The sequence below is a fragment of the Massilia sp. Se16.2.3 genome, from assembly GCF_014171595.1.
Classification (GTDB): Bacteria; Pseudomonadota; Gammaproteobacteria; order Burkholderiales; family Burkholderiaceae_D; genus Telluria.
The window spans coordinates 373,579-396,226 of the sequence record NZ_CP050451.1 but is presented as its reverse complement, the minus strand read 5'-3'; the positions used below and the strand labels follow the sequence as shown (position 1 = coordinate 396,226).

The window sequence follows — 22,648 nt, the reverse complement described above, 5'->3', positions numbered from 1 at the left end:
CAGCGCCTGGGTCGGCTGGTTCAGGTACAGGTTGGCCAGGCCGCGCCCGGGAACCAGGTCGCGGGTTCGCCCTGGCCGCGCGCGATCACGCGGGTAAAATCGGCTTTCGCCTCGGCCACGCGCCCGGTCAGCAGATAGACTTCGGCGCGGCAGGCCAGCAGCCCATCGGCCTGGTCCTGCAATTTGACGGCCCTGGTCGCATCCTTGATGGCGTCTTGCGCCTGGCCCAGATGGGCGCGCACGCGGGCACGCTCGCACAGGGCGCGGCCCGGTTCGCGGCCGCTGCGCTCGGCGTCCTGCACCGCCTGGTCGAGCTTCACGAGCGCGGCACGCTGGCGCGCTTCCTCGTTCGGCGGCGCAACCGGCGTTCCCTGCATGTCGGCCTTGAACACCCGCAGCGTGCCGGCGCGCTGCATGTCCCAGGCCTGCAGCTTGCGGCTGAATTCGACGGTGCGCGCGGCCTCGATCCGATCGGCCAGCAGGTTCAGCTGCAGTTCCAGCTTCAGGCCGCGCTTGCCGAGCGTGATCTTGCGGGTACCGTTGAAGGCCGGGTCGGCGACCGTCCTGCTCTCGCTGTCCTCGCGCATGGCGAAGCTTTCCGGCAGGCGCAGCGTCATTTCGTAGTCGACGGCGTAGGGATAGCCCGGCACGGTCAGGGGCGCGCTGCGCTGCCCGGCGCCGGGCACCTGGAGGAGGTCGGCCATGTTGACGGCGTTGTAGTCCACGGTCCAGGCGGTGGCGCTTTCGCTGAACATGCGCGGCACCGTGAACTGCGACTCGAGCACCATCACGTTGCGTTCGCGGTCGTCGCGCAGCACCACGTCGCCCACCAGCTGCGCTTCCGGATAGCGCCGCGCCATCGCATCGCCCAGCGATTTCTTCATCTCCGCCTGGGTCGCCATCGCCGAGTTGGCACGCAGCGTTTCGGCGCCCGCGCCGCTGTACTCGCTGCGTACGAGCAGGCTGGCCGGCGCGTCCATCGCCGTCACCGTCACCTGTTCGCTACGGCGCTGGCGCTCCGGCGCCGGCGGGTAGGCGATGCCGTCGAGCCCGGCGCTGCCCGGGTGCACCACCAGCACCTCGGCACCCGCCAGCGGCTGGCCGAGCCGCGCCAGCTGCCCGTGCTGGCCCTGGCGCGTCGGGTCGAGGAAATAGGTGCGGCCGCCGATCGCCAGGCGCACGATGGCGTGGTCGAACAGCATCGGGCTGGGCAGGTACTGGCCCATGTTCTTGTGCAGCGCCACCGATACCAGCACCGGATCGGCTTCCAGGCCGAGCGCGCGCAGCATCGTCACCAGCAGCAGCGACTTGTCCTTGCAGTCGCCGTAGCGGCGTGCCAGCACCTCGGCGGGCGGGGCCGGGCGGTGCGAGTTCTCGCCCAGCGACAGCGACAGGTAGCGGATGTCGTTCTGCACGAACTCGAGCGCGCGCATGGCTGCGGCGTCAAGCGTGGGCGCGGCGCGGGCCGGCGCGAGCGCGGTGTCGAGGGCCTTGCCAGGTGCGCCGGCCTGGAACAGGCGCAGCGCCCGGCATTGACATCGCTCCAGCTGGCGTATTCGGAAAACTGCAGCCAGCGCGCTGCCTGGACATCGCGCGGCGCACCGGCGTCAAACAGCGTGGCAGGCAGCTTGCGGCCCTCGAACACGCGCAGCAGGCGGCCGTCGCGGCGCTGCTCGCTCACCACCGGCAGCGTGCCGCCGGCGGGGCCGATCAGGCGATGGCCGACAGGCCGGCCCTCAGGCGTGTCGAGCACGACGCGGCGGTACGCGACCGGAAACGGCGCATCCCACTGGGCGGCATCCATGTAGCGGTTTTCGAACACGGGATTGGCGCCGGTCGTCGTATAGGCGATTTCGAGCGTGTCGCCGACGCGCAGGTCGGGCATCACGATGGCGACCGTGACGCTGCCGGAGTACATGCCTTGCTCCAGGCCGCGCTCGCGCTGGAGGAAGCGGATGTCCGCGCTACCCAGCCGGTCCTCGGTACGGCCGTCGCGGTGCACCAGCAGCTGGTGCATCTGCAGCACTTCGTATTCGGGCTGGAAGCTCAGTTCGATGTTGGCCACCTGTTGCAGCGAGCCCATGTCGCGCGCGACCAGGGCGCGGTGCACGTAACTTGCCGGCTGCGCGTCGAGGCGCAGTTGCACGTCGTTCAGGCGCACGCTGAAGGGGGCGTCGATGGCCTCCGGCAGCGCCGGCGACGGCAGCACCCAGGCCGGTACGGGTGCATGGCGAACGAATGCCTGCTCGGCGCGGCGGCTGGCGGTATCGGCCTCCGCCCGCAAGGTGCACATCATCAGGAACAGCGCGAAAAGGGCCAGGCGCAGGAAGCGGGGGCGGAGCATGACGGGTTCGGAAAGGGCGGGAGGAACGAAGATATCACGGAGGCAAGATTTCTTACAAAGAATATTTTACGGGCAGCTGGGCCCCAGTTGTCATCGCCCCACCTGAGCACTCGGAACCCACCATCGCCGCCGCGATCTAAAAAGGTTCGTTCGACGAGTGCGGCCGGCCGAGACTCCACGAGGTGCGCCATGCACGGCTCCACTGCCCAAGCCGGTTTCTGGATCTGGAAGACCTGTTTTTCGCTGGCCTTGTATATCCTGCTGTGGCTGGTGTCGAGCTTCCTGGCGCTGAACTATTGCCAGGGCTACAACACCGAGCCGGCACATGCGGGTAACTGCGGCCATAACCTCCACTGCGCCGCCAAGGCGATGCTGGCGGACATCGACCTCGACAAGGCGGGGCAGGCATGGGACGCGATCCGCGAGCCCGACCCGGGGCAGCACGGCACGGAAAGCCATGCACAGGCCGCTCCAGGCGGCGAGGGCCCGGCTTCGCTCGACAGCCTGCAGGGATGGGTTCGCGTGCTGGACACCGACATCGCCCAATTGCGCAGCAGCGTCGAGCTGCGCATGCATCCCGCGCAGACGCTGGAAGATTCGCTGCTCAAGGTGCTGGTGGTCGTGGCCATTTCCTGGCTGTGGTTCCATACCTTCCTGCTGTCGAATGAATTGAAGCAGGCCTTCGCCAGGTGGCGCAGCTTCCGCCCGCCCTTCGATGCCACGCGCTACCGGCAGCAGTTGGACGAACTGCGGGACGAATTGCGGGACGAACTGCGCGCCGGGAGCCAGCCCGGCACGGCCAATGTCCATGTCCGCCAGCGCTGGCGCGAGCGTCCGGCCTTTCGCCCCGTGCCCTCCTTGATCAAGGCGCTGCTCGTCATCGTTTCCCTGTTGCCGGCCCTGTGCTTCGCCGTGGCCATGCATGCGGCCTACGAGCCCGCGGTCTTCGTCATGGCGCTGGCCGCCATTTTTGTCGCGGCCGAACACTATGGGGGCCTGACCGAAACCGAGCACGAGCTCAAGGCCCGGACCGACGACCTGAAGCAGACGATGGGCATCGTGCTCGATGCCGATGGCCTGAACGAATGGCGCAAGGAGGTCTATGACCTGTACGGCAAGGCGCGCAACCGGGTCGATGCCGTGATCCGCATCTTCGACATCGATGCCGAATGGTGGAAGTCCTGCCGCTGACGAACATCCTCGTCGAGCTCGGCATGCGCGATTACCTGAACGAACCGAAGCCGGATTTCCTGCTCGCCCCCGCCGACGATGTCGACCAGCGCATGAACCGCTCGGTGCTGCTCAGCGAAACGACCGCGGAGCGCCTGTGCACGGCCGTGTTCGAGGAATTGCTGACGCGCCGCCTGCGCAGGGACGCGGCTTTGTCGCCGCCTGGACCGATCCGAAATGCCTGAAGCTGAAATACCTGCTCGGCGAGGTGCTCTGATGGCGACCGTGGGCGAAGCGGCGCCGCTGGCGTCGCGCTTCTGGGCCGATATCCGCGACATCAACCGCGTCGTTTCCGCCGAACTCGTCAAGCCGGGGGCGAAGCTGTGGGAACTGCCGCTGGCGATAAGGGGCGCCATCGGTAGCGGCTACCCGGCCATGATCAAGCGTATCCTGGCCTATGCCGTCGAACTGCTGGACGTGCCGCGCATGGCCGACAGCGGGCGCCGCAGCGGCTCGGCCAACGCGCAGATGGAGCGTTTCCTGCAGGGTTGCGACCGCGTGCTGGGCGAGCACGAACAGCGGGCGCTGAGCCCCGTCGACCGGCGCACCCGGCGCGACGAGCTGCTGATGGAACACCTTACCGCCGCCTGGCTCGGCCTGTATTTCCTGGGCCTGCCCTTCATCCACCCCTGGGAAAAGGTGCGGCGCCTGGCCGACTACCGCGGCGGGTTTCCATCGGGCGGCTGCATTGCCAAATACATCGGCGACGTCTACCGGCTGGCGCGCCACTGGATGGCGCAGCAGGGTCCCGGGAGCGCCCAGGCTACGCTGTTCCCCGAGGAAGACGGCAAGTCGGCGGCCATCCTGGTGCTCAGCTATACGCCGCTGGTCCTGCTGAGGGAGGCCTTGACCTACCACGACAGCACCTATGTCACGCCCGGATCCGTGCACGAGCTGGGCCGGCATTACGCATTGCTGCAGATGCTGCTGTATCTGCGCTGCGGCTATCCGGTGCACTTCCTGGTGCCCGTGGCGGGCCTCGCGCAATCGCTGGACACGCTGTCCGGCATCCCCGACGATCCGGCGTCGCCGCCGACGCCGGAGATGCGCGCACGCCGCACGATCATCCGCGAGGGCATCCGCCCCTGGCTGTTCGACACGATGTTCGCCAGGCGCTTCCCCGAGCAATCGGTGCGCCTGCTGAAGTTCCCGCTCGACGCTTCGGGCATGCCAACCTGCATCCTGGGCACCAGGACCGGCATCTATACACTCGAAAGCGGCGAGAACGGGCTGCACTTCGCCGGCAACGAAATCCGCGAGGCCCTGCTCGTGTCCTACCGCGACAAGTTGGAAAGGCTGCTCGGCCTGACCGGGAGCGCGCGCGTCGTCAGCCTGCTCGATCTCGGTCCGGATTTCGACGACACCCTGGCCGCGCTGCTGCCCAATCCCTGAGCGTTTTTCTCTAAGGTGCGGTAGCGCGTTCCAGCGCATCGAGCCACTGCATCGCCTGCTCGCGACTGTCGCCGCACATCTCCAGCGAAGGCTGCAGGCCGCCGCACACGGCCGGCCGCTCGGGCTGGCCGAAGATGCGGCAGCGGTTGTCGTCGCCCAGCTGCACGCAGCGTATGCCGGCCGGCTTACCGTCCGGCATGCCGGGAATCGGGCTGGTGATGGAAGGCGCGGTGCAGCAGGCACCGCAATGGTCGCGGCAGTTCATGGATGGTTGCGGGCAGGAGACCGCGCGAAAGCGTGAGCCGTGCAGTATAGCGCCGTCCGGAGGCCGCGGTCCATGCAACGTGCCGGGCGCTCGGCCGTTGGCGATCCTGCTATCGTGAAGTCCACCCATATCGCATCAGGAGCCCGGCATGGCAAGTTCCCTCAAACCCCTCGACCAGCAAGTGATGGTGATCACCGGCGCCTCCAGCGGCATCGGCCTTGCCACCGCCCACGATGCCGCCCGGCGCGGCGCGAAGCTGGTGCTGGTGGCGCGCAGCGGCGACGTGCTGGCGGCGGTCGTGGAGAGCCTGGCAAGCAGTGGCGTCGAGGCGATCCACGTCGTGGCCGACGTGTCCGAACGCAGCCAGGTCGATCACGTGGCGCAGCAGGCGGTCGCCCGCTTCGGCCGCATCGATACCTGGGTCAACTGCGCCGGCTGCACGATCTATGGGCGACTGGACGAGGTGCTGGAAGCGGACAGCCGGCGCCTGTTCGACATCAATTTCTGGGGCATGGTCAATGGCTCGCTGGCGGCGCTGCCGCACCTGCGCATGACGGGCGGGGCCTTGATCAACGTCGGCAGCGAAGCGTCGGAACTGGCCATTCCGCTGCAGGGCATGTACTCGGCCAGCAAGCATGCCGTCAAAGGGTTCACCGACGCACTGCGCATCGAGATCGCGCACATGGACGGGGCGCCGGTATCGATCACCCTGATCGAGCCGACCGCGGTCGACACGCCGCTGCCCCAGCATGCGCGCAACTACCTGGCGCACGAGCCGAAGCTGCCGGCGCCGCAGATCGATCCGCACCAGGTCGCCGGCGCGATCCTGCAGGCGGCCACGACGCCGACCCGCAGCCTGAAAGTGGGTGTAATGGCCAGCCTGGACGTGGCGATGGAAAAGCTGATGCCGGGCGTGGTCGATGTGCTGTCGGTGCTGCAGGTGCCGCGCCAGCAGACCGACGCCCCCGCGCGCGACCGCGAAGGATCGCTCTACAAGCCGAAGGCGGAAGGGCGCATCTACGGTTGCGGCAACGGCAAGGGGCGGTAAAACATACCTATGCGCCGTGCTTGACTACCCCTGAGCCCGGGTCTATATTCGATGACTCATTGGTAAGTTGTCGGACAGAATCATGGAATGCCCACTTGACACCAAGCCGCGCTGGGAGCGCCGCAAGGATGCGCGTCCGCAAGAGCTGCTGGCGGCGGCCATCGACCTGTTCGTCGAACGGGGTTTTGCCTCGACCCGGCTGGAAGATGTGGCGCGCCGCGCCGGCGTCTCGAAAGGCACCCTCTACCTGTACTTCGAGAACAAGGAAGAATTGTTCAAGGCAGTGGTGCGCACCAGCATCGTGCCCGTGATCGGCGAAGCGGAATCCTCGGTGGCCGAATTCGACGGCCACAGTGCCGACCTGATGCGCAAGGTGATGATCGACTGGTGGAACCGCATCGGCGCCAATAAAGTCTCGGGCATCGTCAAGCTGGTCACGGCCGAGGCCGGAAATTTCCCCGAGCTGGCCCAGTTCTACCAGGATGAAGTCATCAACCGCGGCACCCGCATGATTTCCAGCATGCTCGAGCGCGGCATCGCCCGTGGCGAATTCCGGCCGATCAACGTCACGCAAATGACGCAGGTGCTGATCGCGCCCATGCTCATGCTCGTCACCTGGAAGCATTCGGTCGGTCCCTGCGAGCAGGGCGCCCTCGAACCGCTGGCCTTCCTCGACACCTTCTTCGACATGGCGCTGCACGGCCTGTTGCCGCCCCCGGTCCGCGCCGGCTGCGGCATGAGGCCGGCGCGCGCCCGCCACGCCGTCCTGCCGCCCTCCCGCCAACCCGCTTGCGCTGCACTCGCGCCGGAATCGAGGCGTTCACCCCCCTGAAACTGCAGACTGTCGCAATTTCGCGCGGCTGGGATGCCATCCCGATAAGATGTGCGTCCAGTAGCCGATCAACGATAAAATACGGGATTATTTCTTTTTCCACCGAGTATTAAGATGAATATCGAACAAGCCCGTTTCAACATGATCGAACAGCAGATCCGCCCGTGGAACGTGCTGGACCAGGACGTGCTCGACCTGCTGCACGTGGTCAAGCGCGAAGCCTTCGTGCCGCAGGCTTACCAGAACCTGGCCTTTGCCGACGTCGAGATTCCGCTGCCGGGCGGCGAAGCCATGTTCAACCCGAAGATCGAAGCGCGCCTGCTGCAGGAACTGCGCCTGCAAAAGAACGAGAAAGTGCTGGAAATCGGTGCCGGTTCCGGCTACATGGCCGCGCTGATGGCGCACAAGGCGCAGCACGTGACGACGGTGGAAATTTCGCCGGAAATCAGGAAGCTCGCCGAACAGAACATTGCCCGCGCCGGCATCGCGAACGTAACGGTCGCCGAAGGCAATGCGGCAACCGGCTGGCAGCAGGGCGGCCCGTTTGACGTGATCGTGCTCTCGGGCGGCGTCGAAAGCATCCCGCAAGCCTTGCTGCAGCAGGTCAAAGTGGGCGGCCGCATCGCCGCTTTCGTTGGCCAGGCGCCGGCGCTGAGCTGCGAAATCGTCACCCGCGTCTCCGACACCGGCTACGACACGGTCAAGCTGTTCGAGACCAACGTCAAGCCGCTGACGGGCGCTCCGGCGGTCTCGCGCTTCACCTTCTGAAGGACAAGGCCATGCAGCACATCACCGCGCCAGAGCTGGCCGCCCGCCTGGCCGATCCGGCGGGCGAGCGCCCGCTGCTGCTGGACGTGCGCGAGAACTGGGAATTCGAGACCTGCCACATCGAAGGCTCGACCCAGATCCCGATGCACCTGATTCCGATCCGTGCCGGCGAACTCGCGGACGACCGCGAGATCGTCTGCATCTGCCACCACGGTGCGCGCAGCATGCAGGTGGCCGCTTTCCTCGAGCGTAACGGATTCGAGAACGTAACGAATTTGACAGGCGGAATACACGCCTGGGCCATGCAGGTCGATCCGGCGATGCCGAAGTACTGACCTGCGTTTTTTCTCTCACTTAGAAGACTCCGACGGAGACCATAATGCAGAAACCCCTCATCGCCATGCTGCTGGCCAGCGCTTTCGTGTCGCTCGATGCGCACGCGATCGACCTGCTCCAGGTGTACCAGCAGGCCCTGGCCAACGACGCCACCTTTGCCAGCGCGCGCGCTTCGCTCGCAGCCGGGCGGGAACGCGTACCCCGGGGGCGGGCGGGGCTGCTGCCGATCGTGGGCCTGTCGGGTTCCTACACGCGCGCCGATGGCGAGGACGAGCCGGGCGTGCCGGGCGCCTCGGACGTGCGCATCAACAAGTATTCGCTGAGCCTCATCCAGCCGCTGTTCCGCTGGGACCGCTGGCAGAGCTACGAACAGAGCAAGCTGGCGCAGGCGATTGCCGAAGCCCAGTTCGCGCAGGCCCAGCAGGACCTGATCACGCGCGTGGCGCAAGCCTATTTCGACGTGCTGTCGGCCCAGGACACGCTGGAATCGACCCGCGCGCAAAAGAGCGCCGTGACCGAGCAGCTGGCCTCGGCCAAACGCAACTTCGAAGTCGGTACCCAGACCATCACCGATACCCACGAGGCGCAGGCCGCGTACGACCTGGTGGTGGCGCAGGAATTCGCCGCCGTGAACGACCTGGACAACAAGCGCAGCGCGCTGCAGGCGATCATCGGCGCCGAGCCGGGCGTGCTGGCACCGCTGCAGGCCGGTGTCACGCTGGCGCCGCCGCAACCGGCGACTGTTGACCAGTGGGTGTCGTCGGCGGAAACCCAGAACTACGGCGTCACGGCGCAGCAGTTTGCGCTGGAGTCGGCCAAGCGCGAGATTTCGCGCAACCGCGCCGCCCACCTGCCCACGCTCGACCTGGTCGCCGGCAGCTCGCGTGATAAAACGCGTACCAATGTCGGCGCGATCGAAAACCGCGGCAATTCGGTCGGCGTGAGCTGGTCCGTGCCGATCTTCAGCGGCTTTGCCGTCACCAGCCGCGTGCGTGAAGCGATCGCCCCGGAAGACCGCGCCCGCAACGACCTGGAAGCGACCAGGCGCAATGCCGCGCTACAGGCGCGCCAGGCCTTCCTCGGCGTGAACAGCGGCCTGGCCCAGGTCAAGGCGCTGCAGGCGGCGGAAGTGTCGAGCCAGTCGGCGCTGGAATCGAACAAGCTCGGCTACCAGGTCGGCGTGCGCATCAACATCGACGTCCTGAATGCCCAGCGCCAGCTGTACTCCACCCGCACCGACCTGGCGCGCGCACGCTACAACACCATCCTGAACGGCCTGCGCCTGAAGGCGGCCTCGGGCTCGCTGCGCGAAGCGGACCTGGTGCCGGTAAATAACCTGCTGCAGAAATGAGCATGCAAAGAATATTTGCATAAATTGCAATAAGTGCAAATAAATGACGGCGCCGCGGAGGAATCCAGCGGCGCCGTTTTTCATCGTCGATACGAGGATCTATTTGCGCGGCCGCAGCAGGCCGAGGCCGCCATTGGTGCGCACCACGATGGCACCATCGTCGGCCACCGCCAGCCCCGCCACCAGCACCACGTCCTTCGGCAAGTCTTTGACGCGCGCATTGAGGTCGACCATGCCGTAACTCGCCGTCCAGGCGAAGGCGTGCTCGACACCGGCTTTCTGCTGCACCGACGAGCCCACCACCAGTCCCGAAGCATTGATCGCCACCGCGTCCGAAAACCGGCTGCCGCCCAGCGTGCCGAGTTCGCGGATGCTGCTGCCGTCGTGGATGAAGGCGACGATGCGGTTGTCGGGGTAGTAGACGTAGCCCACCACATGGCCGGCGGCATTGAGCGCCCGTCCTTCCGAGCCTCGGGCGCCCGGCGGCAGGCCCAGGTCCTGCAGCATGCCGCCTGAATAACGGAAGGCGCGCAGCACGCCGTCGGCATCGCGCGAGTAGCCGGCGACCTGCCCGGCCTCGTTGATATCCTGCGCCAGCGAACTGACGCTGAGCGAACCGATGTCCTGGATCGGCGCGCCGCTGCGGGCATCGTAGAGGAAGGCGTGGTACCAGGCGTCGCCCGGTCCGTAGGCATAACCGGCCACCTGGCCCGAGGAATTGATCGCCAGCGCGAAGGAACTGCCGCCGCCGAAGGTGCCGAGGTCGCGCATGGCGCTGCCGTCGTGGTAGAAGGCATGCCACTGGCCGGCGCTTGTTGCGGCCCAGCCCGCCACCTTGCCGCAGGTGCTGATGACGTTGCCGTAGGAATCGGCGCCGCCCAGCGTGCCCAGGTCGTGCAAGCTGCCGTTGTAGAAGAAGGCGCGCGGCACCTCGCCCGCCGCCTGCGCCCAGCCGGCCACCTGGCCGCAACGGTTCACCGAGAACGCACGCGCGCCGCTGCCCCCGAAGGTGCCCAGGTCGATGTTTTTCTTGCCGTCGTAGAGGAAGGCGCGCGTGTTGCCGGCGGCATCCCACGACGTGCCGGCGACCCGGCCGCCGTTGGCGATGCCCCGGCGGCCGACGTCGCCATAGACGATGCCGGGCAGGCCGAGCGGCGTGAAATCATAGAGCGGTCCATGGCTGACGGGAGCAGGAGGCGGCGGTGCTGGATAGCCATCGCCGCCACCGCCACCGCCGCAGCCGCCCAGCAGGGTCAGCGCCGCCGCCGCCGTGCACAGGCCGCGCCGGGAAATCTTTACCGAATGAGATGTGAACATGCTTGCCTCCATTGACGGGTTCACGATCCAGTCTAGGACGCAGGCGCGGTCGGGTTCAGTCAAAGATGAGTTTGCTTAATCCCTGTCAAACGGATGAGTTGAGTGGTGGCAAGAACGCGGTTTACGTTCCTGGAAGAAAAATGCGGACGGGTAGGGAAGGGCGCCGATATCGCACCGGGTTTGCTGACCCTGCCTTGGAACGGGCAGGCGCGCGGGCTCGACGAACCTGCATTTTGTTGCCCGGAATGCAAGCGAGGAGGGGGCGCAGCCGGGGTTGCGGCTGCGGAGGGCATCAGTTTCCCGGCCTTAGTTGCTCAGGCCGGCACCGCCTTCGTGGTCCTTGCGCTGGATGAACTCGATCTTGTAGCCATCCGGATCGGTCACGAAAGCAATCACGGTGCTGCCGCCCTTGACCGGGCCCGGCTCGCGCGTGATGTTGCCGCCGGCGGCGCGCACGGCGTCGCAGGTGGCGTAGATGTCGTCGGCCGAGATGGCGATGTGGCCGTAGGCGGTGCCCATGTCGTAGCTGTCGGTACCGTAGTTGTAGGTCAGCTCGAGTTCGGCGTGGTCCGGATTGCTGCCGTAGCCGAGGAAGGCCAGCTTGTACTTGTACTCGGGATTGTCGCTGGTACGCAGCAGTTTCATGCCGAGCACCTTCGTGTAGAAATCGATCGAGCGCTGCAGGTCGCCGACGCGGAGCATGGTGTGAAGGATGCGCATGGGTATGTCTTTCTTGATGGGCGTGAAAGCCGGAATTTTATGCGCTTGCCGGGATTCCTGCCGGACGCACTGGTGGGGGAGTCTGTGTGCGTGGGGATGGGAGGGGCGTAGGGTGGGCGCCCCGTGCCCACGCGGAAGCGCGCATTTTGTTGGCAGGCGTCAGCGCACAGAGTTGGCGCTGCCACGGTTCCTCGTTCCGCGTGGGCACAGGGGCGCCCACCCTAGGCATGCCGAACGCGTCGGCCAGGCAGTGGCGATCGGAAACGGCCGATCAGCTCTCCAGCCGCGACGTCAAGCTGATCTCGGCATTGAGCAGCTTCGACACCGGGCAATTTTCCTTCGCCGTTTGCGCCGCCTTGTCGAAGGCTTCCTGGCTGGCGCCGGGAATCTTCGCCACCAGGTCGAGGTGCACGGCGGTGATCGAGAAGCCGCCCTCCACCTTCTCCATCGACACCGTCGCCGTGGTACGCAGTTCCTGCGCCGTCATGCCGGCCTGGCCCAGCTGGCCCGACAGCGCCATCGTGAAGCAGCCCGCATGGGCCGCGCCGATGAGTTCCTCGGGATTGGTGCCGGGGCCGTCCTCGAAGCGGGTATTGAAGCCGTATTGCGAATCCTTGAGTACGCCGCTGCCGGTGGAAACGGCGCCCTTGCCGTCCTTCAGGCCGCCGCTCCAGACGGCGCTGCCATTGCGTTTGATGGTCATGGCGTCTCCTCAGCGATTCTTGCCCGGCACGGGCTCGACGGAATCGTGGTCGCGCATCGAGCGGTGGCGGTCCGGTTGCGGGTTGGCCTGGCCGGTGGCGCCGGCCTGCGGTTCGACCGCTTCGCTGATGCCTGGGGTGTTGCGCAGGTCGGTGTCGACCAGGCCTTGCGCCAGGTCTTCCGCCGCCTGCTTGATGATGCCGCGCGGTTCGGTATCCTGGCCGTCGGGCGACTCGTCGCGCTCGTGCGGCTGGCGCTTGACGCCGTCGTTTTCGATTTTCGCCTTCGTGTTCACGAAGCGGTCTTTGGTTTCGGTAACCATTGCATTCTCCTTTTGCATACCTTGCATGAATCCTAACCCTCCCGTTCGCACCCGGTCGCGCAATTGGATGATGCTTTTTTGCAATTAACTGGCTAACATGTGGTTTCCCTTCCCTTTCTGATGCCACCGTGAACACCGACACCGACCCGCACCGCGCCCCCGGCTTTTGCCCGAATTGCGACAGCCCGCTGGGCGGCAACTTCTGCCAGACCTGCGGCCAGCCGGCACGCCTGCACGTGCCGAGCGCGCGCGAGTTCCTGCACGAATTCATCGCCCATTACGTGGCGCTCGAGGGCAAGCTGTGGAAGTCGCTCGGAATGCTGCTGTTCAAGCCGGGCCGGCTGACGCGCGAATACATCGAGGGACGCCGCGTGCCCTATGTCGAGCCGCTGCGCCTGTACCTGAGCTTCAGCATCATCTTCTTTGCGATCTACAAGTTCGGCGACTACCGGTGGCGCAGTTCGACAGCGCCACGCGCGCGCCGACGCAGGCGGGCGGAAGCGGCAGCGCAGGGCAAGCCGCCGGTGGAAGCGCCCAGGGCGGCGGCGGCCCCGGCCGATCCCGCGGTGACGACCGCCGACGGTCGCAATGAAGTCCTCGACGAAGTCGACAAGCTCAACCCCACTCTGGGCAGCAAGCTGCGCCAATTCATGGCATTGCCGCGCACGGACAAGGACGCGGCCGTCAGGAAAGCCTTCTTCAGCTACACACCGTATGCGATCTTTGCCCTGATGCCGCTGTTCGCGGCCTACCTGAAGCTGCTGTACCTGGGTTCGGGCAGGCGCTATGGCGAACACCTGTTGTTCGCGCTGCACACGAATGCGTTTGCCTTCCTGGCGCTGAGCCTGCTCCTGATCCTGCCGTCCGGCATTCCCCTCGTCGGCACCGCGCTCACCCTGTGGCTAATGTTCTATACGCCCACGGCCATGCGCCGCGTGTACGGAGGCGGGCGCCTGATGACGGGACTACGCTGGATTGCCCTGATGACCTTGCATTTCTTCAGCATGGTGCTCGCCGTCGTGGCCGTCACTGCCCTGGGCGCCCTCGCCTGATCTTGCAGGATGCGGACCAGGCCATCTATACTGTGATTTTGTACAGTATTTGTTGAGGCGCCGGGTGGCAGGCGGGGGGATTATCGGTTAATCTCCAGCGTGTTCGCCCATCCATCGCCGAGAGCCCTTATGCCCGCACTCCCCGTCGCTACGCCCGCACTGCAATCGATCATCGCGCTGGTGGTGCGGCAGAACACGGCCGGCATCGAAGAACCGGTGGCGCGCGTCGTCGGTTTCCTGCAGGGGGCCGGCTACCGCGTCGTGTTCGAATCCGACACCGCGGCCCACCTCGGCATGCCCGGCATCGAGGCGCTCAGCGTGGCCGAGATCGGCGAGCGCGCGGCGCTGGCCATCGTCATGGGCGGCGACGGCACCATGCTCGGCATCGCCCGCCAGCTGGCCAAGTACGACATTCCCCTTATCGGCATCAACCTCGGCCGGCTCGGATTCATTACCGACATCCCGGTCGACCGCATGCTGCCGGCGCTCGGCGAAATCCTGCAAGGCAAGGCCACCGCGGAAAAGCGCACACTGCTCGAAGGGCGTGTGATGCGCGCAAACGACATGATTTTCTGCGGCGTGGCCGTGAACGACGTGGTCGTGGCGCGCGGCAGCGGCGCCGGCATGGCGGAACTGCGCGTCACGGTCGATGGCCACTTCATGTACAACCAGCGCTCGGACGGCCTGATCGTCTCGACGCCGACCGGTTCCACGGCCTATGCCTTGTCGGCCGGCGGGCCGCTGCTGCATCCCAGTTTGCAGGGCATCGTGCTGGTGCCGATCGCGCCGCACGCGCTGTCGAACCGGCCGATCGCGGTGCCCGACACCAGCGAAATCGTGGTGGAAATCGTCAGCGGGCGCGACATTTCCGTGAACTTCGACATGCAGACTTTCGCCAGCCTGCAGCACGGCGACGAAATCGTCATCTCGCGTTCCCCGAACACGATTACCTTCCTGCATCCGGAAGGCTGGAGCTACTACCACACGCTGCGCGAGAAGCTGCATTGGCACGAGTATCCATCGAACGACGGCAAGCTGAAGTAGAGCGTCCGACAAAACATCCATGGCTGCGTTGCATCGTCTCGCCGTATTACCATACTGTCTTCGACGATGCGCCTTGTCATGAATGCTTTGTCGAACGCTCCAAAAAGCTCTAAAACATCCTGATCCCGGAGACCCCTTTCTACATGCTGCGCACACTGACCATCCGCGACTTCGTCATCGTCGACGCCATCGAACTCGAATTCGCCCGTGGCTTCTCGGTTTTCACCGGCGAGACGGGCGCAGGCAAATCGATCCTGATCGACGCGCTGCAACTGGCCCTGGGCGGCCGCGGCGAAGCGAGCATGGTGCGCGAAGGCGCGGCCAAGGCCGACATCACCGCCGATTTCGCCCTCACCGAGGCGGCGATAATCTGGCTGGAGCAAAACGAGCTGGCCAGCGAGGAGGGCGGGCGCTGCTGCGCCGCGTGATCGACAACGCCGGCCGCTCGAAGGCCTATATCAACGGCATCGCCGCCACCGCCGGCCAGCTGCGCGAGCTGGGCGAGCTGCTGGTCGACATCCACGGCCAGCATGCCCACCAGAGCCTGTTGAAGGCCGATGCCCAGCGCGCCCTGCTGGACAACCAGATCGCCGTGCGCGACCCGGCCGCCGCTGCCGAAGCGCAAGAGGTCGCCATCACCTTCCGCGCTTGGCGTGCGCTGTCGCGCCAGCGCGAGGAATACGAAACGAATGCCAAGAACGTGCTGATCGAGCGCGAACGGCTGGAATGGCAGGTGAGCGAACTCGACAAGCTCGCACCGAAACCGGGCGAGTGGACCGAGATCAGCAACGAGCACAGCCGCCTGTCGCATGCCGCCAGCCTGATCGAAGGCGCGCAGGAAGCGCTGGCCGCGATTTCCGAATCCGACCACCCGATCCTGTCGCAGCTGTCGTCGCTCAACACCAAGCTGGGCAAGCTGGTCGATGTCGACGCCGAACTCCAGACTGTGCTCGACTGCATGGAGCCGGCACGCATCCAGCTGCAGGAAGCGGTGTACGCGCTGAACAACTACATCGACAAGGTCGAGCTCGACCCGAGCCGCCTGCGCGAAGTCGACGCCCGCATGGACGCGCTGCACAGCGCCGCGCGCAAGTACCGCGTCACGCCCGAAGACCTGCCGGAAGAACACGCCGCGCTGGCCGAAAAACTGCGCCAGCTGGCCGACGCCACCGACATCGAAGGATTGAAACGCCGGGAAGCGAAGGCGGAAGCGGCCTACCGCAAGGTGGCCGAGCGCCTGTCCAGCCGGCGCGAGAAGGCGGCCAAAACGCTGGGCGAACAGGTCACCAGCGCCATGCAGGAACTGAGCATGAGCGGCGGCCGTTTCGCCATCGCCCTCAACCCGGCCGAGCCGAGCGCGCATGGCCTCGAGCAGGTCGAGTTCCTGGTGGCCGGCCACGCCGGCGTGGCACCACGGCCGCTGGCGAAGGTGGCTTCCGGCGGCGAACTGGCGCGTATCTCGCTGGCCATTTCCGTCATTACCTCGAACGCGACCACCACGCCGACGCTGATCTTCGACGAGGTCGACAGCGGCATCGGCGGCGGCGTCGCCGAAGTGGTTGGACGTCTCTTGAAACGCCTGGGCCAGGAACGGCAAGTGCTGTGCGTGACCCACCTGCCGCAGGTGGCCAGCCAGGCGAATCAACACTTCCAGGTGGCCAAGGGAACGACCGGCGAGGGCCGTACGGTCTCGCGCATCGATGTGCTCGACAACAAGTCGCGCGTGGAAGAAGTGGCGCGCATGCTGGGCGGGATCGAGATCACGGAAACGACGCGCAAGCACGCGCGCGAATTGCTGGCGTCCTGAGGTAGTTGGCGCTTACTGGGGCAAGGGAGAGACATGGGTTACCACCTGACGATACTGCGCTCCAGCCACGGCAAGCAACTGCCGATCTCGCTCGACGAGGCCCGTGCCGCCGCACTCGAGCTCGGCTGGGAATACACCGACACGCCGCCAACCTTCAGCCTGACTGTACCCGAGGGCACCGTGCAGCTCTGGCACGACGACCACGCGCTCTGGACGAAGAATCCGGAAGAGTGGGGGATGACACCTCTGGTCGAATTCGCCAACGCTTTGCAGGCCCGGGTGCGGGGCGAGGAATTCGAAAGCTATGGCGCCAATGGCGAAGTGTGCCAGCATCCCGACGACGTGCTGCTCAAGCAGGAAGCCGAGCAGGCATCCGGCGCGCTACTGGCGCAATCCCGGCGCGAACAGCAGCGCATCCGCAATGTGTTCGTCGGCTTCTTCATCGTGCTGGGCGTCCTTGGCTACGTCATCGGTAAATCGCTCGAAAATAGATAGCGTACACAAGTAGGGTGGGCACTCCGTGCCCACGCGGTTACGTGTGCTTCTCGTATTGTTAGCCGATACACGTCGCTTGCCAGCGGGGTAGCATCGTTAAGTTCCAGAACGAGTCCTCTGTAACGCAGGAACAAATTCGATGGTGCCGTGGCTAACCGCTGCCGCATACGGGTCTTGCGCGCAAGTGCCGATCCCATTACAGTAAGAATGCTCAGGACCAGCAACCCCTGACCGCTCTGGCGTTAGCCGAGCACCGCCGATCCGGTTACGGGCGGCGCCTGCGTGAAGCTTTAGGCTCAGCAGGGATGCACTTGCCAAAACAAGTCATCTCGATGAGATCAAAAGCATTACGCCGATTACGCACGCTGCGCCAACAGGCCTGCGAACAGCAGAACCATCTCTGCTACTACTGCCAATTTCCCATCTGGACCGCGAACCCTCAAGAGTTTTGTCGCGTCCACGAGATACCACCCCGACTCGCTCTGCAGTTGCAATGCACAGCAGAGCACCTTATTGCCCGACAGGATAACGGACGCGACACTGCCGATAACATCGTTGCCGCATGTTTATGGTGTAACCGAATGCGCCATGAAGGTCGGCAGGGCATAGCCCCTGACGCGGCAACGTACAAGCAGCAGGTTTCAACACTGGTGCAACAAGGACGTTGGCACCCCTGGCAATCTACGCAGCTGCCACCACAAGCGCCGCCCCCACCGGCTGCGCAGCGGTCGCGTCGGCCGGTGCGTCGGCCATCGCCCCATCGAACTGATACCCCTGTGCCTCATGCACCTCCCACGCCCCATCCCCCAGTAAATGCAGCACGTGAGTATGGTGGCGCAGCACCGCCGGCCGGTGCGCGATGCTGATCAGGGTCGTCCCGTTCTCGCGCAACCGTCCGTAGAGCGAGGCTTCGTTCTTGCTGTCGAGCGCACTGGTCGCTTCGTCGAGGATGACGATACCAGGCGTATGCACCAGAACGCGGCCAAAGGCCAGGCGCTGCTGCTCGCCGACCGAGAGCAGTTTTTCCCAGTCCTGCTCCGCGTCCAGTCCGCCCACCCGTTCGGCCAGCTGCGGCAGGTGCACCTGTTGCAGGATCTCCAGCAGCTCCTCGTCGCTCAGGGTCGTGCTGGCGCTCGGGTAGATCAGCTGGCTGCGCAGGGTGCCGTGCTGCAGGTAGGGTTGCTGCGGCAGGAAGAAGAATTGTTCCAGCGGCGGATGGTGGATGGTGCCGCTGCCGGTGTCCCACAGCCCCGCGATCGCGCGCAGCAGCGAGCTTTTGCCGCAGCCGCTGTCGCCGGTGATGAGCAGGGCATCTCCCGGTTTCAGCACCAGGCTCAGTCCCTTGATCAGCACCCGGGTGGACTGCGGCGGATGCAGGGTCAGCGCTTCCAGCGCCAGGTGCTCGGCCTCGCGCTTCTCGATGCGCGGCGGCGTGTCAAGCGCGGCGCTTTCGGGCGCGGTTTCCTGCAGCACCAGGCGCGACAGGGCCTGCAGGCGGTCGATACCGGCGACAAAACGGCTCAGGCTTTCGAAATTGTCGACGATCACGCCGACGGCGGTGAGCACGGCGGTGAAGGCGCCGGCCGCCTGGATCGCGCGGCCCACTTCCAGCTGGCCCGACAATACGCCGTCGGCCAGGATCACGCCCGGCAGCACCAGGGTCAATTGGCTGAAGGTACGCTGGAAAAAGTTGAGGTTGCGCTGCTTCTTGATCAGTTCGGCGAAATTCTTGAACACCTTGTCGAAGCGGCTATCGATATGGGCGCGCTCCTGCGCTTCGCCGCGGTAGAAGGCAATCGACTCGGCATTTTCACGCAGGCGCATCAGGCTGAAACGGAAATCGGCTTCGCGCCGCAGCTGCCAGAAATTCAGCCGGATCAGCGGGTTGCCGAAGACCCAGAGGGCAATCACCGTGCCGACCAGCGCATATACCGTCAGCACGCCCACCAGCAGGTGCGAGATCGACCACAGCACGGCACTGAAGGCCACCAGCTGCATGATCGACCCAAGGAAGATCAGGAGAAAATGGATCGACCTGCCAGTAAACGTATTGATGTCTTCGCTGATACGCTGGTCGGGGTTATCGAGCTCGCTGTCGGCGCCCAGCGCGTAGTATTTCCGGCCTTTCAGGTAGCCGTCGAGGAAGCGCCCCGTCAGCCAGCGCCGCCAGTGGTTGGCGAACAGGTCGCGCATGTAGTAATAGAAGGCGTAGACGGGTACGGCGAAGGCCAGCACGGCCAGGCAGGCGCGCACCGAAGTCCAGAAGCGGCCGCGCTCCTTGGCCGCCAGCGCCGAGGTCATCTCGCCGGCCTGGTCGTTGAGCATGACGGCGAGCTTGGTTTCGACCAGCATCAGCGCGATCAGGAGCATCAGCATCAGCCAGGCCCGCTTCTTTTCGTCGCCCAGCCAGTACGGTTTGGCGACATGCACGAATTGCTTCCAGGCTGCGAGGGACAAGCCGGGACGGCGCCGTTTCCTGGGCGCGGACGCCTCGTCAAACGCGGCGGGAGGGGCAGAGGCAGGCGTGGTCATGGTCGTATCGCTTCCAGGCTAGGACAAAGGGCTCGTCACACCTCCAGCATAGGACGGGGCAAAAAACCGTTCAGTGCGGAAACAGACATAACAGCCGACACCTCGCTGCACGGGGCCACTCTGGCGGGCGCTGAACAAGATACCCATCTGTCACAATTACTCTCCAACCAAAACAAAGGAGGTTCGCATGAGCATCGAAAAAGTCCTGTACCGCGCGAAAGCCACCTCGCAGGGCGGCCGTGAAGGCACGTCCCGCAGCGACAATGGCGTGCTCGACGTCAAATTGACGACGCCGAAGGAACTGGGCGGCAATGGCGCGACCGGCACCAATCCCGAGCAACTGTTCGCGGCCGGCTATTCGGCCTGCTTCCTGGGCGCGCTGAAATTCGTCGCCGGCCAGCAGAAGGTCCAGCTGCCGGAGGACCTGACCATCACCGGCGAAGTCGGCATCGGCCAGATCCCGACCGGTTTCGGCATCGAAGTCGACCTCACGGTCCACGGTCCGGGCATGGAGCAGCAGCAGCTGCAGACGCTGGTCGACAAGGCCCACATCGTCTGCCCCTACTCGAACGCAACCCGCAACAACATCGACGTGCGCCTGAAAGTCACGACCTGAGGCAGATCCGGGTGGCGGCAAGCTTGCCTGCCACCACACGCGCACGCGACTGGCCGTGGCGTGCGCGACACATCTGCGCGCGTGAACATTGCCGAACGGCCGCGCCAGCGCCTCGAAACGTCAATATTGAAGCGAAGGGGCTACGCGGCACACATATAATGGAGGCCCTCCGCCCCTATCGTTTGCCCATGCCCTTTCGCAAAGAACCACCCCATACCCACGGCAGCATTGCCGGGAGCGCCATTGTCCTCGTCAACCTCGGCACGCCGGATGCGCCCACGCGCAAGGCGGTCAAGCGCTACCTGAAGCAATTCCTCTCCGACCCGCGCGTGGTCGAGATTCCGCGCAAGGTGTGGTGGTTCATCCTGACCTTCATCATCCTGCCGTTCCGCTCGGGGGCCTCGGCCAAAAAGTACCAGACCATCTGGACGCGCGAGGGATCGCCCCTGAAGGTGCATACGCAGAAGCAGGCCAAGCTCCTCGGCGAGATGCTGGAAGAGCGCGGCCACGAGGGCGTGCAGGTGCGCATGGCGATGCGCTATGGCTCGCCTTCGCTGCCCGAAGTGCTGGATCAATTGAAGCAGGAAAATTGCGACCGTATCGCGATCCTGCCGGCGTATCCGCAGTATTCCGGTACCACGACGGCGTCGATCTGGGATGCCGTGTTTGAACACTACCGCCATGTGCGCAACGTGCCCGAACTGCGCCTGGTGAAGCACTACCACGACCACGACGGCTATATCGCCGCGCTGGCCGACAGCGTGGACAACTACTGGGAAGCCAACGGCCGTGGCCAGAAGCTGGTGATGAGTTTCCATGGCGTGCCCAAGCGCACCTTGCTGCGCGGCGACCCGTATTACTGCGAATGCCAGAAGACCGCGCGCCTGCTGGCCGAGCGCCTGCGCCTGAGTCCGGACGAGTACCTCGTCACCTTCCAGTCGCGCTTTGGCCGCGCCGAATGGCTGCAGCCCTATACCGCGCCGACCGTGCAGGCGCTGGCGCGCGAGGGCGTGGGTCGGGTCGACGTGATCTGCCCGGGCTTTACCAGCGATTGCCTGGAGACGCTGGAAGAAATCTCGATGGAAGTCAAACACGACTTCGAAGCGGCGGGCGGCAAGGAGTTTCACTACATCCCTTGCCTGAACACGTCGCCGAGCTGGATCGTCGGGATGGCCGAGATTGCCGAGGAACACCTGATCGGCTGGCCTACCATGATGAGTCCGTCGCAGCGGGAAGCGCAGCGGCGCGATGCCGAACTGGGGCGCGAGCACGCGGCGCGGCTGGGAGCCTGATGCAGACGGCCATGCTCCACGGCGAGCACATGGATCGCATTTGATCCAATACTACCTATCACCACCGGGCGGCGCAGCCGCCCGGCCTACGCCAGACGTGGCGAGCGCGTATCACCCAGCCCTAACCATCACCACCAGGCAGCGGTCGCTGCCCGGTCTGCCGGTCAGGGGTCGCGGAGCGGCACCGTGACCTGTTAAAATGCTACGTTTTCGCCGCTGTGTTCAAACACCGGCGTAGCAGATGCATGCCACTGCAAGCGCGGTGTAGACCACGACGGCGCTGCTGATCAACTGCAATTTCATGATGCTCTCCCTGGCCCTGGCTTTTCTTGTTCCGACGTCAACGTGCGTCTGGAACATATGGTAGGACTTCCGCCTCGGGAAAGAATCAGCTCATCGGTAACTGTTGTAACAAATGTTGTCAGTCTTTCTGCTAACAGATGCACAATTCCCCTTGAAAATGTAGGAGATCGCCCCATATGCGGCGCTGTACGACAAGCATCATTTGTCCAATTATTCAGCCAAGTCTTTGATTTCAGGAGTTTTTTCGATGCAAGACCAAGAAAATCCAGAGGTGATGAAGCAGCCGGAAGGCGACGCCGCACCCGCAGCCGAACAGGCCGCTCCAGCAAATGGCGAACCGAGCCTGGAAGAACAGCTGAGCGCGACCGAAGCGAAGCTGGCTGAGATGCACGACGCTTTCATGCGTGCCAAGGCCGAAGGCGAAAACATCCGCCGCCGCGCCCAGGACGACGTCAGCAAGGCCCATAAATTCGCCATCGAAAGCTTCGCCGAGGCCATGGTGCCGGTACGCGACAGCCTGGAAATGGCGCTGAAGGTCGAAGCGCCGACCGTCGAGTCGATCAAGGAAGGCGTCGAGATGACGCTCAAGCAGCTCACCACCGCGTTCGAGAAGAATCGCCTGGTCGAAGTGATGCCGCAGCCAGGCGACAAGCTCGATCCGATGAAGCACCAGGCCGTAGCGGTGGTCCCGGCCGACCAGGAAGCCAATACCGTGGTCACCGTGCTGCAGAAGGGCTACATGATCGCCGACCGCCTGCTGCGTCCGGCCATCGTGACGGCGGCACAGCCGAAATAAGAAAAATGAATGTGCTGCCCGGCAAAACTAGGATGGCCGGCCCCTTGAAAGCACGCATTTTTTCCCAATATCCGAATCATTCAA

Annotated in this window: 22 protein-coding genes and 3 pseudogenes; 17 read left to right on the top strand and 8 right to left on the bottom strand. The window is 65.1% G+C overall.

Features of this window, described 5'->3' with window-relative positions; all coding sequences use genetic code 11:
- Window positions 1-20: 20 nt before the first annotated feature.
- Together G4G31_RS01895 and G4G31_RS24905 are read right to left on the bottom strand one after the other, a co-directional pair.
- On the bottom strand, window positions 21-1,382 hold the full coding sequence (locus tag G4G31_RS01895; RefSeq protein ID WP_374011338.1) for a transglutaminase domain-containing protein: 1,362 nt from the start codon (window positions 1,380-1,382) through the stop codon (window positions 21-23).
- A complete protein-coding gene (locus tag G4G31_RS24905) occupies window positions 1,292-2,344 on the bottom strand; it encodes a DUF3857 domain-containing protein (RefSeq protein WP_229425275.1) in 1,053 nt (350 codons plus the stop codon). Before G4G31_RS24905 ends, G4G31_RS01895 begins: the two co-directional genes overlap by 91 nt.
- A gap of 189 nt (window positions 2,345-2,533) precedes the next feature.
- On the opposite strand from G4G31_RS24905, the gene G4G31_RS01890 reads away from it, so the two are divergent.
- The 3 genes from G4G31_RS01890 to G4G31_RS01880 are packed head-to-tail and all read left to right on the top strand — an operon-like array spanning window position 2,534 to window position 4,966.
- A complete protein-coding gene (locus G4G31_RS01890; RefSeq protein WP_182990064.1) occupies window positions 2,534-3,535 on the top strand; it encodes a hypothetical protein in 1,002 nt (333 codons plus the stop codon).
- Window positions 3,514-3,759, top strand: coding sequence for a hypothetical protein (locus G4G31_RS01885; RefSeq protein ID WP_182990063.1), 246 nt, complete (start codon window positions 3,514-3,516; stop codon window positions 3,757-3,759). Before G4G31_RS01890 ends, G4G31_RS01885 begins: the two co-directional genes overlap by 22 nt.
- A 31-nt stretch (window positions 3,760-3,790) precedes the next feature.
- Window positions 3,791-4,966 (top strand): hypothetical protein, encoded by a 1,176-nt coding sequence (locus G4G31_RS01880; RefSeq protein WP_182990062.1) that lies wholly within the window; start codon window positions 3,791-3,793, stop codon window positions 4,964-4,966.
- A 10-nt stretch (window positions 4,967-4,976) separates the two neighbouring features.
- Here the strand turns inward: G4G31_RS01880 and G4G31_RS01875 are convergent, their stop codons facing one another.
- Window positions 4,977-5,231 carry a YkgJ family cysteine cluster protein gene (locus G4G31_RS01875; RefSeq protein ID WP_182990061.1) on the bottom strand — a complete coding sequence of 85 codons (255 nt, stop codon included), beginning with the start codon at window positions 5,229-5,231 and terminating at the stop codon, window positions 4,977-4,979.
- 148 nt (window positions 5,232-5,379) lie between these two features.
- On the opposite strand from G4G31_RS01875, the gene G4G31_RS01870 reads away from it, so the two are divergent.
- From G4G31_RS01870 to G4G31_RS01850, 5 genes are all read left to right on the top strand, one after another.
- A complete protein-coding gene (locus G4G31_RS01870) occupies window positions 5,380-6,279 on the top strand; it encodes an SDR family oxidoreductase (RefSeq protein WP_182990060.1) in 900 nt (299 codons plus the stop codon).
- A gap of 82 nt (window positions 6,280-6,361) precedes the next feature.
- Entirely contained in the window at window positions 6,362-7,111 is a 750-nt protein-coding gene (locus tag G4G31_RS01865) for a TetR/AcrR family transcriptional regulator (RefSeq protein WP_182990059.1), read from the top strand.
- A gap of 114 nt (window positions 7,112-7,225) precedes the next feature.
- Window positions 7,226-7,879 carry a protein-L-isoaspartate O-methyltransferase gene (locus G4G31_RS01860; RefSeq protein ID WP_182990058.1) on the top strand — a complete coding sequence of 218 codons (654 nt, stop codon included), beginning with the start codon at window positions 7,226-7,228 and terminating at the stop codon, window positions 7,877-7,879.
- 11 nt (window positions 7,880-7,890) lie between these two features.
- A complete protein-coding gene (locus G4G31_RS01855) occupies window positions 7,891-8,214 on the top strand; it encodes a rhodanese-like domain-containing protein (RefSeq protein ID WP_182990057.1) in 324 nt (107 codons plus the stop codon).
- 44 nt (window positions 8,215-8,258) lie between these two features.
- On the top strand, window positions 8,259-9,566 hold the full coding sequence (locus G4G31_RS01850; protein WP_182990056.1) for a TolC family outer membrane protein: 1,308 nt from the start codon (window positions 8,259-8,261) through the stop codon (window positions 9,564-9,566).
- A 99-nt stretch (window positions 9,567-9,665) separates the two neighbouring features.
- Here the strand turns inward: G4G31_RS01850 and G4G31_RS01845 are convergent, their stop codons facing one another.
- The 4 genes from G4G31_RS01845 to G4G31_RS01830 all read right to left on the bottom strand — a co-directional run bounded on the left by G4G31_RS01845 (window position 9,666) and on the right by G4G31_RS01830 (window position 12,627).
- A complete protein-coding gene (locus G4G31_RS01845) occupies window positions 9,666-10,883 on the bottom strand; it encodes a hypothetical protein (RefSeq protein ID WP_182990055.1) in 1,218 nt (405 codons plus the stop codon).
- Between the two features lie 306 nt (window positions 10,884-11,189).
- Window positions 11,190-11,603: a lactoylglutathione lyase gene (gloA, locus tag G4G31_RS01840; RefSeq protein WP_182990054.1), complete on the bottom strand. Its 414-nt coding sequence runs from the start codon at window positions 11,601-11,603 to the stop codon at window positions 11,190-11,192.
- 271 nt (window positions 11,604-11,874) lie between these two features.
- On the bottom strand, window positions 11,875-12,306 hold the full coding sequence (locus tag G4G31_RS01835; RefSeq protein WP_182990053.1) for an OsmC family protein: 432 nt from the start codon (window positions 12,304-12,306) through the stop codon (window positions 11,875-11,877).
- A gap of 9 nt (window positions 12,307-12,315) precedes the next feature.
- The gene (locus tag G4G31_RS01830) at window positions 12,316-12,627 is read right to left on the bottom strand and encodes a hypothetical protein (protein WP_182990052.1); all 312 of its coding nucleotides are present in this window, start codon (window positions 12,625-12,627) and stop codon (window positions 12,316-12,318) included.
- A 128-nt stretch (window positions 12,628-12,755) separates the two neighbouring features.
- On the opposite strand from G4G31_RS01830, the gene G4G31_RS01825 reads away from it, so the two are divergent.
- From G4G31_RS01825 to G4G31_RS28790, 6 genes and pseudogenes are all read left to right on the top strand, one after another.
- The gene (locus tag G4G31_RS01825; RefSeq protein ID WP_182990051.1) at window positions 12,756-13,679 is read left to right on the top strand and encodes a DUF3667 domain-containing protein; all 924 of its coding nucleotides are present in this window, start codon (window positions 12,756-12,758) and stop codon (window positions 13,677-13,679) included.
- Between the two features lie 172 nt (window positions 13,680-13,851).
- Window positions 13,852-13,966, top strand: a pseudogene (locus G4G31_RS01820).
- Complete coding sequence (locus G4G31_RS01815) at window positions 13,941-14,723, top strand: NAD kinase (protein ID WP_182990050.1); 783 nt, start codon at window positions 13,941-13,943, stop codon at window positions 14,721-14,723. The pseudogene G4G31_RS01820 and the gene G4G31_RS01815 overlap by 26 nt, the downstream one beginning before the upstream one ends.
- Before the next feature lie 143 nt (window positions 14,724-14,866).
- Window positions 14,867-16,530, top strand: a pseudogene (gene recN, locus G4G31_RS01810) (DNA repair protein RecN).
- Window positions 16,531-16,563: 33 nt separating this feature from the next.
- Complete coding sequence (locus G4G31_RS01805) at window positions 16,564-17,025, top strand: PASTA domain-containing protein (protein ID WP_182990049.1); 462 nt, start codon at window positions 16,564-16,566, stop codon at window positions 17,023-17,025.
- Between the two features lie 305 nt (window positions 17,026-17,330).
- Window positions 17,331-17,570: pseudogene (locus G4G31_RS28790) on the top strand (hypothetical protein); the annotation flags it as partial.
- Window positions 17,571-17,706: 136 nt separating this feature from the next.
- Here the strand turns inward: G4G31_RS28790 and G4G31_RS01800 are convergent.
- The gene (locus G4G31_RS01800; RefSeq protein ID WP_374011337.1) at window positions 17,707-19,401 is read right to left on the bottom strand and encodes an ABC transporter ATP-binding protein/permease; all 1,695 of its coding nucleotides are present in this window, start codon (window positions 19,399-19,401) and stop codon (window positions 17,707-17,709) included.
- 343 nt (window positions 19,402-19,744) lie between these two features.
- On the opposite strand from G4G31_RS01800, the gene G4G31_RS01795 reads away from it, so the two are divergent.
- The 3 genes from G4G31_RS01795 (at window position 19,745) to grpE (ending at window position 22,564) form a co-directional block, all read left to right on the top strand.
- Window positions 19,745-20,173 (top strand): organic hydroperoxide resistance protein, encoded by a 429-nt coding sequence (locus G4G31_RS01795; protein WP_182990047.1) that lies wholly within the window; start codon window positions 19,745-19,747, stop codon window positions 20,171-20,173.
- A gap of 188 nt (window positions 20,174-20,361) precedes the next feature.
- Window positions 20,362-21,465 carry a ferrochelatase gene (gene hemH / locus G4G31_RS01790; protein ID WP_182990046.1) on the top strand — a complete coding sequence of 368 codons (1,104 nt, stop codon included), beginning with the start codon at window positions 20,362-20,364 and terminating at the stop codon, window positions 21,463-21,465.
- Between the two features lie 550 nt (window positions 21,466-22,015).
- A complete protein-coding gene (grpE, locus tag G4G31_RS01785) occupies window positions 22,016-22,564 on the top strand; it encodes a nucleotide exchange factor GrpE (RefSeq protein WP_182990045.1) in 549 nt (182 codons plus the stop codon).
- Window positions 22,565-22,648: the final 84 nt, after the last annotated feature.

What these genes read in the sequence shown, in the direction of transcription:
- G4G31_RS24905 (WP_229425275.1), bottom strand. Translation starts at nt 2,344, where the DNA reads ATGCTCCGCCCCCGCTTCCTGCGCCTGGCCCTTTTCGCGCTGTTCCTG.
- G4G31_RS01890 (WP_182990064.1), top strand. Translation starts at nt 2,534, where the DNA reads ATGCACGGCTCCACTGCCCAAGCCGGTTTCTGGATCTGGAAGACCTGT.
- G4G31_RS01885 (WP_182990063.1), top strand. Translation starts at nt 3,514, where the DNA reads ATGGTGGAAGTCCTGCCGCTGACGAACATCCTCGTCGAGCTCGGCATG.
- G4G31_RS01880 (WP_182990062.1), top strand. Translation starts at nt 3,791, where the DNA reads ATGGCGACCGTGGGCGAAGCGGCGCCGCTGGCGTCGCGCTTCTGGGCC.
- G4G31_RS01875 (WP_182990061.1), bottom strand. Translation starts at nt 5,231, where the DNA reads ATGAACTGCCGCGACCATTGCGGTGCCTGCTGCACCGCGCCTTCCATC.
- G4G31_RS01870 (WP_182990060.1), top strand. Translation starts at nt 5,380, where the DNA reads ATGGCAAGTTCCCTCAAACCCCTCGACCAGCAAGTGATGGTGATCACC.
- G4G31_RS01865 (WP_182990059.1), top strand. Translation starts at nt 6,362, where the DNA reads ATGGAATGCCCACTTGACACCAAGCCGCGCTGGGAGCGCCGCAAGGAT.
- G4G31_RS01860 (WP_182990058.1), top strand. Translation starts at nt 7,226, where the DNA reads ATGAATATCGAACAAGCCCGTTTCAACATGATCGAACAGCAGATCCGC.
- G4G31_RS01855 (WP_182990057.1), top strand. Translation starts at nt 7,891, where the DNA reads ATGCAGCACATCACCGCGCCAGAGCTGGCCGCCCGCCTGGCCGATCCG.
- G4G31_RS01850 (WP_182990056.1), top strand. Translation starts at nt 8,259, where the DNA reads ATGCAGAAACCCCTCATCGCCATGCTGCTGGCCAGCGCTTTCGTGTCG.
- G4G31_RS01845 (WP_182990055.1), bottom strand. Translation starts at nt 10,883, where the DNA reads ATGTTCACATCTCATTCGGTAAAGATTTCCCGGCGCGGCCTGTGCACG.
- gloA (WP_182990054.1), bottom strand. Translation starts at nt 11,603, where the DNA reads ATGCGCATCCTTCACACCATGCTCCGCGTCGGCGACCTGCAGCGCTCG.
- G4G31_RS01835 (WP_182990053.1), bottom strand. Translation starts at nt 12,306, where the DNA reads ATGACCATCAAACGCAATGGCAGCGCCGTCTGGAGCGGCGGCCTGAAG.
- G4G31_RS01830 (WP_182990052.1), bottom strand. Translation starts at nt 12,627, where the DNA reads ATGGTTACCGAAACCAAAGACCGCTTCGTGAACACGAAGGCGAAAATC.
- G4G31_RS01805 (WP_182990049.1), top strand. Translation starts at nt 16,564, where the DNA reads ATGGGTTACCACCTGACGATACTGCGCTCCAGCCACGGCAAGCAACTG.
- G4G31_RS01800 (WP_374011337.1), bottom strand. Translation starts at nt 19,401, where the DNA reads ATGCTGATGCTCCTGATCGCGCTGATGCTGGTCGAAACCAAGCTCGCC.
- G4G31_RS01795 (WP_182990047.1), top strand. Translation starts at nt 19,745, where the DNA reads ATGAGCATCGAAAAAGTCCTGTACCGCGCGAAAGCCACCTCGCAGGGC.
- hemH (WP_182990046.1), top strand. Translation starts at nt 20,362, where the DNA reads ATGCCCTTTCGCAAAGAACCACCCCATACCCACGGCAGCATTGCCGGG.
- grpE (WP_182990045.1), top strand. Translation starts at nt 22,016, where the DNA reads ATGCAAGACCAAGAAAATCCAGAGGTGATGAAGCAGCCGGAAGGCGAC.